The organism is Streptomyces sp. NPDC006602 (assembly GCF_042870385.1).
Taxonomy (GTDB): domain Bacteria; phylum Actinomycetota; class Actinomycetes; order Streptomycetales; family Streptomycetaceae; genus Streptomyces.
The window spans coordinates 182,952-195,563 of the sequence record NZ_JBIAHG010000003.1; the positions used below are offsets into that span (position 1 = coordinate 182,952).

The 12,612-nt window shown below is 69.8% G+C and carries 16 protein-coding genes; 7 read left to right on the top strand and 9 right to left on the bottom strand.

Annotated elements, in window-relative coordinates:
• The first annotated feature begins 636 nt into the window (after positions 1-636).
• Genes ACFYO2_RS09580 through ACFYO2_RS09590 form a run of 3 tightly spaced genes read left to right on the top strand, consistent with a single transcriptional unit; the run spans position 637 to position 3,361 of the window.
• A complete protein-coding gene (locus ACFYO2_RS09580) occupies positions 637-1,602 on the top strand; it encodes an ABC transporter substrate-binding protein (RefSeq protein WP_388346510.1) in 966 nt (321 codons plus the stop codon).
• A 32-nt stretch (positions 1,603-1,634) separates the two neighbouring features.
• On the top strand, positions 1,635-2,564 hold the full coding sequence (locus ACFYO2_RS09585) for an amino acid ABC transporter permease (protein WP_388346512.1): 930 nt from the start codon (positions 1,635-1,637) through the stop codon (positions 2,562-2,564).
• Entirely contained in the window at positions 2,561-3,361 is an 801-nt protein-coding gene (locus ACFYO2_RS09590) for an amino acid ABC transporter ATP-binding protein (protein WP_388346515.1), read from the top strand. The genes ACFYO2_RS09585 and ACFYO2_RS09590 overlap by 4 nt, the downstream gene beginning before the upstream one ends.
• A 60-nt stretch (positions 3,362-3,421) precedes the next feature.
• Here the strand turns inward: ACFYO2_RS09590 and ACFYO2_RS09595 are convergent, their stop codons facing one another.
• The gene (locus ACFYO2_RS09595; RefSeq protein ID WP_388346518.1) at positions 3,422-4,192 is read right to left on the bottom strand and encodes a class I SAM-dependent methyltransferase; all 771 of its coding nucleotides are present in this window, start codon (positions 4,190-4,192) and stop codon (positions 3,422-3,424) included.
• A 100-nt stretch (positions 4,193-4,292) separates the two neighbouring features.
• Between ACFYO2_RS09595 and ACFYO2_RS09600 the strand changes: the two genes are divergently transcribed.
• Complete coding sequence (locus ACFYO2_RS09600; RefSeq protein WP_388346521.1) at positions 4,293-4,922, top strand: CGNR zinc finger domain-containing protein; 630 nt, start codon at positions 4,293-4,295, stop codon at positions 4,920-4,922.
• On the opposite strand, the gene sodX is transcribed toward ACFYO2_RS09600, so the two are convergent.
• Positions 4,826-5,260: a nickel-type superoxide dismutase maturation protease gene (sodX, locus tag ACFYO2_RS09605; protein WP_388347546.1), complete on the bottom strand. Its 435-nt coding sequence runs from the start codon at positions 5,258-5,260 to the stop codon at positions 4,826-4,828. The two genes, ACFYO2_RS09600 and sodX, sit on opposite strands and share 97 nt — an antisense overlap.
• A 144-nt stretch (positions 5,261-5,404) precedes the next feature.
• Here sodX and sodN point away from each other — a divergent pair, with 144 nt between their 5' ends.
• Positions 5,405-5,800 (top strand): superoxide dismutase, Ni, encoded by a 396-nt coding sequence (gene sodN / locus ACFYO2_RS09610; protein ID WP_020136639.1) that lies wholly within the window; start codon positions 5,405-5,407, stop codon positions 5,798-5,800.
• 202 nt (positions 5,801-6,002) lie between these two features.
• Complete coding sequence (locus ACFYO2_RS09615; RefSeq protein ID WP_388346523.1) at positions 6,003-6,740, top strand: VOC family protein; 738 nt, start codon at positions 6,003-6,005, stop codon at positions 6,738-6,740.
• Here the strand turns inward: ACFYO2_RS09615 and ACFYO2_RS09620 are convergent.
• From ACFYO2_RS09620 to ACFYO2_RS09640, 5 genes are all read right to left on the bottom strand, one after another.
• On the bottom strand, positions 6,737-7,072 hold the full coding sequence (locus ACFYO2_RS09620; protein WP_388346526.1) for a DUF952 domain-containing protein: 336 nt from the start codon (positions 7,070-7,072) through the stop codon (positions 6,737-6,739). The two genes, ACFYO2_RS09615 and ACFYO2_RS09620, sit on opposite strands and share 4 nt — an antisense overlap.
• Before the next feature lie 9 nt (positions 7,073-7,081).
• Positions 7,082-8,308, bottom strand: coding sequence for an RNA polymerase sigma factor (locus ACFYO2_RS09625; protein WP_388346529.1), 1,227 nt, complete (start codon positions 8,306-8,308; stop codon positions 7,082-7,084).
• 7 nt (positions 8,309-8,315) lie between these two features.
• A complete protein-coding gene (locus tag ACFYO2_RS09630) occupies positions 8,316-8,732 on the bottom strand; it encodes a YciI family protein (protein ID WP_388346531.1) in 417 nt (138 codons plus the stop codon).
• A gap of 124 nt (positions 8,733-8,856) precedes the next feature.
• Complete coding sequence (locus ACFYO2_RS09635) at positions 8,857-9,066, bottom strand: hypothetical protein (protein WP_388346533.1); 210 nt, start codon at positions 9,064-9,066, stop codon at positions 8,857-8,859.
• Positions 9,067-9,092: 26 nt separating this feature from the next.
• Positions 9,093-9,677 carry a dihydrofolate reductase family protein gene (locus ACFYO2_RS09640; RefSeq protein ID WP_388346536.1) on the bottom strand — a complete coding sequence of 195 codons (585 nt, stop codon included), beginning with the start codon at positions 9,675-9,677 and terminating at the stop codon, positions 9,093-9,095.
• A gap of 110 nt (positions 9,678-9,787) precedes the next feature.
• Between ACFYO2_RS09640 and ACFYO2_RS09645 the strand changes: the two genes are divergently transcribed.
• A complete protein-coding gene (locus ACFYO2_RS09645) occupies positions 9,788-10,378 on the top strand; it encodes a TetR/AcrR family transcriptional regulator (protein WP_388346539.1) in 591 nt (196 codons plus the stop codon).
• An 80-nt stretch (positions 10,379-10,458) separates the two neighbouring features.
• Here the strand turns inward: ACFYO2_RS09645 and ACFYO2_RS09650 are convergent, their stop codons facing one another.
• Positions 10,459-11,076 carry a GNAT family N-acetyltransferase gene (locus ACFYO2_RS09650; protein WP_388346541.1) on the bottom strand — a complete coding sequence of 206 codons (618 nt, stop codon included), beginning with the start codon at positions 11,074-11,076 and terminating at the stop codon, positions 10,459-10,461.
• A 310-nt stretch (positions 11,077-11,386) separates the two neighbouring features.
• Positions 11,387-12,499 (bottom strand): family 2 encapsulin nanocompartment cargo protein polyprenyl transferase, encoded by a 1,113-nt coding sequence (locus tag ACFYO2_RS09655; protein ID WP_388347548.1) that lies wholly within the window; start codon positions 12,497-12,499, stop codon positions 11,387-11,389.
• Positions 12,500-12,612: the final 113 nt, after the last annotated feature.

A 12,612-nucleotide genomic window follows, 5' to 3' on the forward strand; every position in this document is an offset into this window, starting at 1 on the left:
GGTTTGAGGGTGGCCACTCCTGGTTGAGAAGTGGGCGGGCACCGCGTACAGCCCTGGTGGTGCTGCAACCGCACGGGGTACGTACGAGCCATACGCGACGGGCGCGCCGCACACGCGCCCTGAGCCCCGGATGAGGGGTGTAAAGAACCTTCTTACCGGACGGACCGCACCGAGGACGAGCCCAATACGTCCAAGGTCACACGGCGGAACCTAAGCATCCCCTTACCGGTGACATGAATCATGGGACATTCCGGCACAACCTCCCAAGATCGGCTTGACGGGCGCTCGAAGGGCGCTCAACAGGCCCCCACCTGCGCCGACCCGCAGCCCGCGTCCCGAGATCAACCGAAGATCTTGCGGTCGGAAGTGCGGATTTCCGCAGATGGTGCGGTCAGGATGTACCGACCTGGTGTGGTTCGGGGGTCGCCCGTTATCCGATTTTGACATGACCGCCCCCCTGATTGCCGCAGTCCGAATGGCAAGATGCGGTCATCACACGAGGTCGCGACACTCGAAGACGTGTGCTCTCGTCGACCCAGGACCCAAGCGCCAGCCGAGGTCCACCGGCACCTGCCGAACCCATCGACAGCTGCCCGCCCCATCGGCAACTCCACCCATCCGCCGGAGGAACCCACCATGACCGCAAGCTCCACCCGTCGTACGACCGCCGCGCACCACCGGCTAGCAGCGGTCGGTGCGATCGCGGTCGCAGGCACGCTGCTGCTCGCCGGCTGCGGTGACCAGACCGACGACAGCGGCTCGGACAGCACCGACACCACCTCGGCGAGCGCCGCCCCGCTGGCCGACAAGCTGCCGAAGGAGATTCGTGACGCGGGCGTCGTCAAGGTCGGCTCCGACATCGCCTACCCGCCGGTCGAGTACATGGAGAGCGGCAAGGCCGTCGGTATCGACCCGGACCTCGCGGAGGCTCTCGGCAAGCAGCTCGGCGTGAAGTTCCAGTTCCAGAACGGCAAGTTCGCGCAGCTCATCGTCGGTCTGCAGTCCAACCGCTTCAACGTGATCATGTCGGCGATGAACGACACGAAGGACCGCCAGCAGGGCATCGACTCGGACACCGGCAAGAAGGTCGGCAACGGCATCGACTTCGTCGACTACTTCACTGCCGGCACCTCGATCCTTGTCCAGAAGGGCAACCCCAAGGGCATCAAGTCCCTGGACGACCTCTGCGGCCAGACCGTGGCGCTGCAGCAGGGCACGACGTCCGAGGGCATCGCCAAGGCGCAGAGCAAGAAGTGCACACAGGACGGCAAGAAGGCCATCAAGCTGCAGACCTTCGACACCGACCCCGAGGCGCTGCTCCGCCTCAAGCAGGGCGCGTCCGTCGCCGACCTGAACGACTTCCCGGTCGCGGCCTACAACGCGAAGACCTCGGGCGGCGGCAACGACTTCGAGGTGGTCGGCGACCAGATCGAGGCCGGCCCGTACGGCATCGGCGTCAGCAAGGAGAACACCCAGCTGCGTGACGCCCTCCAGGCGGCCATGAACGCGATCATCAAGAACGGCGAGTACACCAAGATCATGGAGAAGTGGAACGTCAAGGACGGCGCCGTGACCGAGGCCAAGATCAACGGCGGCTCCTGACCTGCCTGACGCACCACTGAAGGGCAGTCACTGTGACTGACATTGTCGACAAGGCACCGACGCCGTCGGTGCCGCCGGAGCAGATCAAGGCCATCCCGGTGCGCCACTACGGCCGCTATGTGGCCGCTGCGGCGGTCATCGCCGTCCTGGTGCTGATCGGAATCGCGTTCTCCAACGCGAAGATCAACTACGACATCATCCCGGACTACCTCACGGACGACCTGATCCTGTCCGGCGTCTGGCACACGCTGTACATCTCCGTGCTCGCCATGGTGGTCGGACTCGTCCTCGGTGTGATCCTCGCGGTGATGCGGATGTCGTCGAACCCGGTCACCAGCACGGTGTCCTGGCTCTACATCTGGTTCTTCCGCGGCACGCCGGTGCTGGTTCAGCTCCTGCTCTGGTACAACATCGCGCTCGTGTTCCCCATGCTCAACCTGGGGTTCTACAAGGACGAGATGAACGACGTGATGACGCCGTTCCTGGCGGCGCTGCTCGGTCTCGGCCTGAACGAGGCCGCGTACATGTCCGAGATCGTCCGGGCCGGCATCCAGTCGGTCGACGAAGGGCAGACGGAGGCCTCGCACGCGCTGGGCATGACCCAGGGCAAGACGCTGCGACGCGTGGTCCTCCCGCAGGCCATGCGCGTGATCGTGCCGCCGACCGGCAACGAGTACATCAACATGCTGAAGACCTCGTCGCTCGCCTACGCGGTCCAGTTCAACGAGCTCATCAAACGGGCCCAGGACGTCTCCAGCACCACGCTCGCGGTCGTCGAGATGTATTTCGTGGCGTCGATCTGGTACCTGATCCTGACCAGCGTGTTCAGCGTCGGCCAGTACTACCTGGAGCGCCGCTACGCCCGCGGCTCGATGCGCACCCTGCCGCTGACCCCGCTGCAGCGCCTGCGGAAGAACCTCCGCCTGTTCGGTTCGTTCCGCCGCCCGGAGGTGACCCGATGAGCAATCTCATCAAGGACAGCGTCCCGAGCACCGGCGGCCATCCCATGGTCAAGGCCGAGGGCGTGCACAAGTCCTTCGGGCTCGCGCACATCCTCAAGGGCATTGACCTGGAGGTGAACCCGCGCGAAGTGTTCTGCCTGATCGGCCCGTCCGGGTCCGGCAAGTCCACCTTCCTGCGGTGCATCAACCACCTGGAGAAGATCAGCGCCGGCCGGCTGTCCGTCGACGGCAGGCTGGTCGGCTACCGGCAGAGCGGCGACAAGCTCTACGAGCTGAAGGAGAAGGAGGTGGCGGCGCAGCGGCGGGACATCGGCATGGTGTTCCAGCGCTTCAACCTCTTCCCGCACATGACGGCGCTGGAGAACATCGTGGAGGCGCCCGTCCAGGTCAAGGGCGAGTCCAAGGCCGTCGCCCGGGAGCGGGCGGCGCGGCTCCTCGACCGGGTCGGCCTCGCCGAGCACAAGGACCACTACCCCGCCCGGCTCTCCGGCGGTCAGCAGCAGCGCGTCGCCATCGCCCGCGCCCTGGCGATGGAGCCGAAGCTGATGCTCTTCGACGAGCCGACCTCGGCCCTGGACCCGGAGCTGGTCGGCGAGGTCCTGGACGTCATGCGTGACCTCGCGGAGGACGGCATGACGATGATCGTCGTCACGCACGAGATGGGCTTCGCGCGTGAAGTCGGCGATTCGCTGGTCTTCATGGATGACGGCGTGGTCGTCGAGTCCGGTCACCCGCGCGAGGTGCTGACCAACCCCCGGCACGAACGGACACAGGCGTTCCTGTCGAAGGTGCTGTAGCAGCCGGACGAAGGGGCGGTACGGGTCTCCCGTACCGCCCCTTTTCCGTATGCTCCGGCACTACTTCAGCGCCAGCAGCAGCGTGTCCGAGGGCGAGCACCACACCGGACGGGCCTCGCCGAAGCCCTTCTCACGCAGCACGCGCGCGTGCCAGGCGACGGACGGCATGTCGCCGTCGGCGTGCTCGCCGTAGATCTCGAAGCGCCGGGCCGTCGGACCGGCGAGGACCGGGTCCTTGGCGGCGAGCTGCCACCACTGGGACCAGTCCAGGGCGCCGTCGGCCTTGGCGTGTTCCATGGCCGTGTGCCGCTGCGCCCGCTCTGCCGCGTTGATCCGGGGCGTGGTGTCGTCGATCATGTGGTCCGCGTTCATGAAGACACCGCCGTCGCGGACGAGTTCCGCGATCTGACCGTAGAGGGCCGCGAGGGGGTCGCTGTGCAGCCAGTGCAGGGCCGTGGCGGTCAGGACGGCGTCGTACGAGTCGTGCGGCAGCCTCGACGGCCAGTCCGGGTCCTTGAGGTCGGCGGTGACGAAGGTGACCCGCTCGTCGCCCGCGAAGGTGCCCCGGGCGATGGCGAGGAGCGCCGGGTCGAGGTCGACGCCGATGCTGGTCGCCTCGGGGAAGCGAGCGAGGAGCCGGGCCGTGATGCTTCCCGTGCCGCACGCGAGGTCCAGGACGCGCGGGGCTGTGCCGACGAGGGCCTCGACCATGTCCAGCATGATCCGGAAGCGTTCCTCCCGGTCGGGCATGTACCACTCCTGCTGCCGGTCCCAGCTCTGCTGCCAGGCCTGCCAGTCGGTACCGGCCGTGGTGGTGTTCGTGTCCGTCATCGAGCCCCTCCGTCGCACACCTGACGTAATACCCTGGATGCAAGAACGGCTGTTACCCCGTCCGCCACACGACCATAGAACGCCTCCGTAAGGACTACAAGTGGAACTGGCCTATTACTCGGACTACGCCGTACGACTCGTCAACAGCGAGGAACCGGCCCGGGGCAGGGACGCGCTCACCTCGGTCGAGGCGATCCACGACCTCTTCGGGGGCAACGAGGGGGTGGCCCGGCGCGCCACGGACGCGGACGTCACTCGCTTCCGGGGCGTACGGGCCCGGCTGCGGGCGGTCTTCGAGGCGGCGGACGCCGGCAGCGAGACCCTGGCCGTGGATCTGCTGAACTCACTCCTGCTGGAGTTCCCGGTGAGCCCGCAGATCTCCGGCCACGACTACCGGGACGACGAAGGCCACCCGCTGTGGCACATGCACCTGGCGGACCACCCGTCGAACGCGACCGCGGGCTACGCGGCCATAGCGGCGATGGGCCTCGCCTTCCACCTCACGGAGTACGGCGTCGACCGCCTCGGCCTGTGCGAGGCCGCGCCGTGCCGCAACGCCTACCTCGACACGTCCACGAACCGCTCCCGGCGCTACTGCTCCGACCGCTGCGCCACCCGCGCCAACGTGGCGGCCTACCGCGCCCGCAAGCGCCTGGAGGCCGACCGGTCGGAGAAGACCGGCCTCGCGGCCGACAGTGCCCAGCGCACCGCGGCGAGCGGCGAGCGCTGATCCGGCCTGCGCGGCCGGTAGCGGAAGCGGACCTTGCCGAGCACCAGTTCGTCGGGCACGGTCCCGTAGTCGGTGCTGTCGCCGCCGGCGTACGCGTTGTCTCCGAGCACCCACCAGCCGCCCTCGCGCCGCTGCGCGGCCCGCTTGACGACGAGCAGGTCCTGCTGGAACGGATGGCGCAGGACGACCACGTCACCGGGCCTGACCCGGGCCCCCCATTGCACGACGAGCTGATCCCCGTGACTGAGCGTGGGCACCATGGACGGCCCGGTCACTTCGGCCAGCCCGAAAGGCAGTACGGCCCCCCTGCGCTCGGTCTCCTGCGACAGCTCCGGCATCGCCGGCACCTCCCCGGTCCGTTCCTCCACCAGTCTCAGTCTGACCCCGGACTTTTGTCCTAAGCCCAAGGGGGCACTCGCGAAATCCCTTCCCTCGGGGAGTAATGTCGCACCTGAGAAGACGATCACGAGGAAGGATTGCGCATGCTTTCCCGCCTGTTCGCCCCCAAGGTCAAGGTCAGCGCCCACTGCGACCTGCCCTGCGGCGTGTACGACCCGGCCCAGGCCCGCATCGAGGCGGAGTCGGTCAAGGCTGTCCAGGAAAAAATGGCCGCCAACGACGACCCGCACTTCCAGGCGCGCGCCACCGTCATCAAGGAGCAGCGCGCCGAGCTGGCGAAGCACCACGTCTCCGTGCTGTGGAGCGACTACTTCAAGCCCCCGCACTTCGAGAAGTACCCGGAGCTGCACCAGCTGGTGAACGACACGCTGAAGGCCCTCTCGGCCGCCAAGGCGTCGACCGACCCGGCCACCGGCCAGAAGGCGCTGGACTACATCGCCCAGATCGACAAGATCTTCTGGGAGACCAAGAAGGCCTGACCACCAAATCGGCCTCCCGGACCGGCGATCGGTGCACCATCGCAGGTCAACGGGCACCTCGAAGGGGCTCGACCGGACACTCCGGCCGGGCCCCTTCGCCGTGTGGGCCCTCCCATGACTGAAGGACGTGTGGACGTGTCCCGTCGTGTGTGCCGAGCCTCCCGCCGCCGCCCCGGACGCCGTCCCCGCCTACGATCACCGTATGAGCATCCGCTGGACGTACGCCTTCATCGACCGGCCGGCCCAGGGCCTCGCCCGGGCCCGGGAGTTCTGGACGGCCGTCACGGACACGCGGCTGTCCGATCCCCGGGGTGAACAGGGCGAGTTCGCGACCCTCGTGCCGACGGCGGGGGCCGACGCCTGTGTGAAGATCCAGGGCGTGGCGGACGGCTCCGGCGGCGCGCATCTCGACTTCGCCGTGGAGGACGTGGCGGAGTTCGTGAAGTCGGCGGTGGAGTGCGGGGCGTCCATGGCTGCCGAGCATGCGAGCTGGGCTGTCCTGCGGTCGCCCGCCGGGCAGTTGTTCTGTGCCGGGCCGTGGAACGGGGAGTCGGTGCGGCCGCCGGTGGTGCGGGGCAGCCGGCTCGACCAGGTGTGTGTCGACGTTCCGCCGTCCGCGTACGACGCCGAAGCCGCCTTCTGGGGTGCGCTGTTGCCCGACTGGCAGTCCCTGCCCGGTTCGCTCCCCGAGTTCCACGTGGTCAAGCCGCCGGCCGGGCTGCCGATCCGTATCCTCCTCCAGCGGCTCGGCGAGGAACGGCCCCTCTCCGCCCACCTGGACCTGGCCTGCGCGGACATCGGGCACACCGAGGCGGAGCATCGGCGGCTCGGCGCGGAGCTCGTCGCCCACGGCCGCCACTGGACGGTGATGCGGGACCCGGCGGGCGGCACGTACTGCCTGACGGGCCGTGACCCGGGGACCGGCGGACTGCCTGCCTAGTCCGACGCCTGTTCCCACACCTCCACGTCCACCACGGCGGCCACCGGGATGGGCCCGTACACATGCGGGAACTCCTCGCCGCCGCGCTTCGCCGCCTCGTACTTCACCGGCACGTCCAGGCGGGAGGGGTCCACGACGAGAACCACGAGATCTTCGACGCCCTCGTAGAAGGCCGCCGCCGTGCGCGGGAGCTGGGCGCGGGTCGAGCAGTGGACGAAGCCCTCCTCCTGGAGGTTGCGGCCGCGGGTCGACATCTCGTACGTGCCCCGCGCGCGGGCCGCCTCCCAGAGGGAGCGTTCGGTGAGATGGAGGATGGGCGTGGAGACGGTCATGCGATCAAGTTACGGCCTCAGGCGGGCCGCCCGCGCCTGCAGATAGCGCTGTTCCGGCAGACTCAGGGTCTTGGCGGCGGCCGATTCGTAGGCGGCGCGGGCGTCGTCGTACGAGCCTGCGCGTTCCAGGAGATGCCCTCGGACCGCGTCCAGACGGTGGCCCGTACGCAGCTCGCCCTCCAGGGCGTCCAGTTCGGCGAGCCCGGCCTGCGGGCCCCGCACCATGGCAACGGCGATCGCGCGGCCCAGCCGCTCGACGGGACCGGGGACGAGCTGTACGAGGACGTCGTACAGGCCGAGGATCTCCTGCCAGTCGGTCGCCTCGGCGGTCGGCGCCTCGGCGTGCACCGCGGCGATGGCGGCCCGCACCTGGTAGGGGCCGGCGGGGCCGCTGCTCAGGGCGCGGGTGACCAGGGCGACACCCTCCTCGATCGCGGCCTTGTCCCAGCGGTCGCGGTCCTGCTCGTCGAGGGGGATCAGTTCGCCGTGCGGGCCGCTGCGGGCGTCGCGGCGGGCGTCGGTGAGCAGCATCAGGGCCAGCAGGCCGGCCACCTCGCCGTCGTCGGGGAGGAGACGGTGGACCGTGCGGGTCAGACGGATCGCCTCACCGGCGAGGTCGCGCCGCTGGAGGGAGGGTCCCGAGGTCGCCGTATGGCCCTCGTTGAAGATCAGGTAGAGGGTCTGCAGGACGGCCGGCAGGCGTTCGGCCCAGTTGTCCGGCCGCCCGAAGCGCACGCCGCGCACCTTCTGCTTGGCGCGGCTGATCCGCTGGGCCATGGTCGCCTCGGGGACCAGGTACGCGCGGGCGATCTCCGCCGTCGTGAGACCGCCGACCGCGCGCAGGGTGAGCGCGATCTGCGCGGGCGGGGGCAGATCCGGGTGGCAGCACAGGAAGAGGAGGGAGAGGGTGTCGTCCTCGCGGGGCGCCCGGTCCGGGCCGCCTCCCCCGGTGACGAACGCGTCGCGCGGGGTGAGTGCCGCCGCCTTCTCCTCCCGCGCCCGCCGGGCCTCTTCCGACCGCAGCGCGTCGGTCAGCCGCCGCGAGGCCACCTTGATGAGCCAACCGCGCGGGTTGTCCGGTACCCCTGCCGAGGGCCACTGCCCGGCCGCCGCGAGGAGTGCCTCCTGTACGGCGTCCTCGGCGGCGTCGAAATGGCCGTACCGCCTGACCAGCGCGCCGAGGACCTGCGGCGCGTGGCGGCGCAGCAGGTCCTCGGTCTCGCGGCCGGTGCTCACGATCGGGTCAGCAGATGTCCCCGGCGCCTTCCAGGATGGGCCGGATCACCACGGGGTAGTTGGGGGCGCCCTCGGGCTGGGGGCAGCGGGTGATGCGGTCGGCGATCTCCGTGACCCGTTCCAGGCTCTCGCACTCCAGCACCCAGTAGCCGGCCATCAGCTCCTTGGTCTCGCTGTACGGGCCATCGGTGATCAACGCCTTGTCGTCGTCGCCGAGCGTGACCGTGCGGATCTTCGCGGGCTCGGCCAGGCCCTGTCCGTCGACGAACTCGCCGGTCTCGGAGAGGTCGTTGTTGATCGCTTCCATGTAGGCGTACATCGCCTGGATCTCCTGCTCGCTCCAGGCCGGCGAGCCCGGGGAAGCCTTGCCGCGCATCGCCTCGTAGTCCAGCTGTGTGCCCTGCACCATGACCAGGTACTTCATGAGTTGGCTCCTTCGCGTCTTCGGCGTCTTCGCCTCGGGCCACCCGTGGTGGGCGGCTCTCATGGGGACGTCGGAGCCGGTCGGGGATTCTCGACAACTCGGCTCGGATATTCTTCCGCTCGGCTCAGGGCTTCTTCGTGACGTGGGTGCGGTGCTGGTGCTTCTCGTCGGCTCCGGCCTCTTCCGCGGCCTTGTCGACGTACGCCTCGCACTTCGGATTGCGGCACGGGCCGGGCACCCATACCGGGACCCACGCGCCCAGCGTCTTGTGGCGCCGGACGACTGTATCGACGGGCTGTCCGCAGGCGGGACAGACATGTGCGTCGCTGTCCATGCCTTCAGAGTAGGGCGAGCGGGGCCTCAGCGCTTCCTGCTGTACCACCTCACGAGCGCCCCGTTCCCGAAGGTGCGCACCGAGTCGAGCTCGAAGTCGGTGACCGCGAAGCCGGACCCGAACATCGGCATGCCCGCGCCCAGCACGATCGGGTACGTCTTGATGACGAGCTCGTCGATCTCGTCGAGCAGTTCGCCCGCGAGCACCGAGCCGCCGCAGAGGTAGATGCCGAACTCGCTGTCCTCGGCCTTGAGTGCGCGCACCTTTCCGACCAGGTCGTCGGCGATGATCTCGACGTTCGGGTCCGGCGACTCCTCGAGGGTGCGCGAGGCGACGTACTCGCGCAGGTGGGCGTACGGGCTGGTGATGCCCTCCTTCAGCGCGATGTCGTAGCTGGCGCGGCCCTGGATGATCGTGTCGAACTTCTTGTTCGGCCGGTCGTCGATGCCGACGTTCCGGCGGCCGGGGGTCGCCACGGTCTCCGGATACTCGATGCTGAGGAACTCGAAGAACTCCTCGTCGACGAAGCGGTACATGGTCGACGCGTCGCCGGCCGGGTCCCCGATGAACCCGTCGATGGAGCAGGCGATGAAGTAGCTGAGCTTTCGCAAGCCGGTCTCTTTTCGTAGGCTGACCCTGAACAACTACAGTTGTAGTACTTCATATGTAGTGGTTGCAGGCGGATTCCGGGCGCGGAATCAAGTGGCAGAAGGGATTCCGTATGGCCAGCAATCCGGAGCGCCGTGCCGCGCTCGTGGACGCCGGGGTCGAGGTGCTCGCGCGCGAGGGGGCGCGCGGGCTGACGTTCCGCGCGGTGGACACCGAGGCGGGGGTGCCGGTGGGTACGGCCTCGAACTACTTCACCGGCCGCGACGACCTGCTGCGGCAGATCGACGCCCGGCTGCACGTGCGGCTCGCACCCGACCCCGAAGTGGTGGGCGAACTGCTGAGGGGGCCGCGAGACCGGTCACTGGTCACCGCCTTCATGCACGACCTGATGACCCGCGCGACCGGCGACCGCACCGGCTACCTCGCCCTCCTGGAGATGCGCCTCGAAGCCACCCGCCGCCCCGGACTACTCGCCTCCTACACCAAGTCGGTGCGCGGGGACCTGGAGTACGGCATGGAGTTCCACCGGGACGCCGGGCTGCCCGGCGGCGACGAGACCGTCACCGTGCTCTACCTCGCGATGCTCGGGTTGATCCTGGAGCACCTGACCCTGCCGGGTGTCCTGGACGGCGTACTGCCCGGGGTGAGCGTGCCGGACGGGCTGGTGGAGCGGATCGTGGCGACGGTGGTGCCGGAGGCGTAGGTCAGCCGGACGGGCAGGTCAGCCGGAGGGCCAGGTCAACCGGGGCCAGGTCAACCGGAGGACAGGCCGGTGGGCCTGGCTCAGTTGCGGGGCTCGCGCCACATCGGCCACATCTGCGGGCCGTCCGGGAGGTCGAGGGGGCGGTCGGTGGGTTCGAAGCCGAGGCGCTCGTAGAGCTTGCGGCTGCGGGCGTTGCTGGCCTCGAGGTATGCGGGCAGGCCTTCACGGTCGCAGCGGTCGAGGACCGAGGCGATGAGCGCGGTGCCGATGCCCTCGCCCTGGTGCTCGGGCGCCACGCCGATCATCCACAGGTAGGCATGGGCGCGGCCCGAGGGGTGGATCTCGGCGGCGAGCCGGCCGATGAGTTCGACGCGCTCGTTCTCGGGATCGACGGCGGCGCGCACCCGGGCGGGGCCGTCGTCCTCGCCGGTGTCCTGGTCGGCGCCCTGACCGTGGTCGTCCGCCGCCGGAACCGACACCCACAGCGCGCAGGCCGTGCCGTCCTCGGTGACGTCGATACGGCCCTCGGCGAGCACGACGTCGGTGAACGCGGCCATCAGCCTGTGGTGCGTCCTACGGCGGTACTCGTCGCCGGGGAACACCCAGCGGCTGACCGGATCGTCCAGGAAGGCTTGGTCCAGCAGTCGGACGACCAGCTCACGGTCGCCCGCACTCGCCGTCCGGATCGCCACGCCCATGCTCCGCCCCTTCACGTCAACGCACCGTGATCATATGGACGTTGAGCCTATCGCCAGAGGGTCCTGTCCGGAGGGGCGCCTTCGATAGGGGGCCGTCGGGAGCCCTTCGGAAGGGTGCACCGGGCGTGCGTCGGCGGGGACGAACCGGCGAGGCCCGCACACCGTGGGCATGCGCGGGATCCGCCCGACCGGAGCCGCCGGCAACCGCGCGGGGTCAGGACCGCACGGCCCCGGCGGCTCCGGGGTCTTGATGACGGTCCCGATGATCGGGCCGTCGCGACCGGGCCTTGGCGACGGGGTCTCGATGACCTCAGCTGCTGCGCCGCGTCACGAACTCCGCCAGCGCCAGCAACCCGCCCGCCGCCTCCGGGTCGGACACCGCGCGGGCCAGCTCCTGCATGGCACGGGCCATACGGTCGGCGGCCTGGACCTGCGCCCAGTCACGACCGCCCGCCCGCTCCACGGCGAGAACCGTCCGCTCCAGGTCTCCCTCCTCGTACGGAACGCCGTACAGTTCGGCCAGTTCGTCGGCCGCCGGTGTGCCGGAGGTGAGCGCGGCGACCACCGGCAGCGACTTCTTGCGGGCGACGAGGTCGGCGCCGGCCGGCTTGCCGGTGCTGCCCGGGTCGCCCCATATGCCGATCACGTCGTCGATGAGCTGGAAGGCGAGCCCCGCCTCACGGCCGAACGCGTCCAGCGCCTCGACGTCCTCCTCCGGTGCCCCCGCGTACAACGCGCCCAGCGCGCAGGCGCATCCGAGCAGCGCGCCCGTCTTGGCCTCGGCCATGGCGAGCGCCTCGTCGAGGGTGACCTCGCCAGGGCGGCGCAGCTCCAGGGCCGTGTCCGCGTGCTGGCCGGCGCACAGCTCGACGACACAGTCCGCGAGCCGGGCGGCGGCCCGCGCGGACGCCGGATGCGGATCCTGCGCGAGCAGCCGCAGGGCGAGCGCCTGGAGGGTGTCCCCGGCGAGGATCGCGTCGGCGTCGCCGAACACGGTCCACGCGGTGGGCCGGTGCCGCCGGGTGGTGTCCCGGTCCATCACGTCGTCGTGCAACAGCGTGAAGTTGTGGACCAGTTCCACCGCCGCGGCCGCCCGTACAGCCGCCGTCCGCGCCCCCGGTCCGCCGAGCGCGGCTGCCGCGGTGAGGACGAGCGCGGGACGGATGGCCTTGCCCGCGTTGCCCGCCGCCGGGGCGCCGTCCGCGTGCTCCCAGCCGAAGTGGTAGAGCGCGATACGGCGCATGGAGCCGGGCAGCGACTCGAGGGCGGAGCGCAGTTCGGGGTCGACCGAGGTCCGGGTCCGCTCCAGGATCACCCCCGCCTCGTGCCCGTCGAGCGGATGGGTCCCGTTGGGGTGTCCGGCGGAATGTCTGGCGGAATGTCCTGTGGGGTGTGCGCCGCCGCTCTTCTTCGTCTCCGTCATGAACTTGGCCATGGGTCCCCCTCGGAGAGTCCGCGGTCCGTGGCGCCGGCGCCGTGGCTGGGCGCGTACGAGCGGGGTGTACCCGCCCCGAAGGGCGGGGACACGGCTTCCAC

What these genes read in the sequence shown, in the direction of transcription:
- ACFYO2_RS09580 (WP_388346510.1), top strand. Translation starts at nt 637, where the DNA reads ATGACCGCAAGCTCCACCCGTCGTACGACCGCCGCGCACCACCGGCTA.
- ACFYO2_RS09590 (WP_388346515.1), top strand. Translation starts at nt 2,561, where the DNA reads ATGAGCAATCTCATCAAGGACAGCGTCCCGAGCACCGGCGGCCATCCC.
- ACFYO2_RS09595 (WP_388346518.1), bottom strand. Translation starts at nt 4,192, where the DNA reads ATGACGGACACGAACACCACCACGGCCGGTACCGACTGGCAGGCCTGG.
- sodX (WP_388347546.1), bottom strand. Translation starts at nt 5,260, where the DNA reads ATGCCGGAGCTGTCGCAGGAGACCGAGCGCAGGGGGGCCGTACTGCCT.
- sodN (WP_020136639.1), top strand. Translation starts at nt 5,405, where the DNA reads ATGCTTTCCCGCCTGTTCGCCCCCAAGGTCAAGGTCAGCGCCCACTGC.
- ACFYO2_RS09615 (WP_388346523.1), top strand. Translation starts at nt 6,003, where the DNA reads ATGAGCATCCGCTGGACGTACGCCTTCATCGACCGGCCGGCCCAGGGC.
- ACFYO2_RS09620 (WP_388346526.1), bottom strand. Translation starts at nt 7,072, where the DNA reads ATGACCGTCTCCACGCCCATCCTCCATCTCACCGAACGCTCCCTCTGG.
- ACFYO2_RS09630 (WP_388346531.1), bottom strand. Translation starts at nt 8,732, where the DNA reads ATGAAGTACCTGGTCATGGTGCAGGGCACACAGCTGGACTACGAGGCG.
- ACFYO2_RS09635 (WP_388346533.1), bottom strand. Translation starts at nt 9,066, where the DNA reads ATGGACAGCGACGCACATGTCTGTCCCGCCTGCGGACAGCCCGTCGAT.
- ACFYO2_RS09645 (WP_388346539.1), top strand. Translation starts at nt 9,788, where the DNA reads ATGGCCAGCAATCCGGAGCGCCGTGCCGCGCTCGTGGACGCCGGGGTC.
- ACFYO2_RS09650 (WP_388346541.1), bottom strand. Translation starts at nt 11,076, where the DNA reads ATGGGCGTGGCGATCCGGACGGCGAGTGCGGGCGACCGTGAGCTGGTC.
- ACFYO2_RS09655 (WP_388347548.1), bottom strand. Translation starts at nt 12,499, where the DNA reads ATGACGGAGACGAAGAAGAGCGGCGGCGCACACCCCACAGGACATTCC.